This is a genomic window from Aquabacterium sp. A08 (assembly GCF_011742065.1).
On record NZ_JAAQQT010000112.1, the window covers coordinates 1 to 273 of the forward strand.

The 273-nt window shown below is 64.1% G+C and carries 1 pseudogene; it reads right to left on the reverse strand.

What is annotated here, in order from left to right:
* Positions 1–116 (reverse strand): annotated as a pseudogene (locus HA630_RS22615) (ribose 5-phosphate isomerase A); the annotation flags it as partial.
* Positions 117–273: the final 157 nt, after the last annotated feature.

The window sequence follows — 273 nt, forward strand, 5'->3', positions numbered from 1 at the left end:
TTGTTGACGGTGGAGCCGGTGCCGACGCCGACGATCTCGCCGGGCACCACATACTGCAGCGCGGCTTGGCCGACCAGGGTCTTGAGTTCGTCTTGTGTCAGGGTGGGGGTGCTCATGGTGGGGCGGGTGCGATCTGGGACAATGCCGGGCGGTGGCCGTTTGGGGCCACCCACTCCACGCGATTATCCAATGTCCCTGCTGCCTTATTCCTTCGCCCGCCCCTTCCTGTTCAACATGGACCCGGAAGCGGCGCACGAACTCACGCTGAACAAC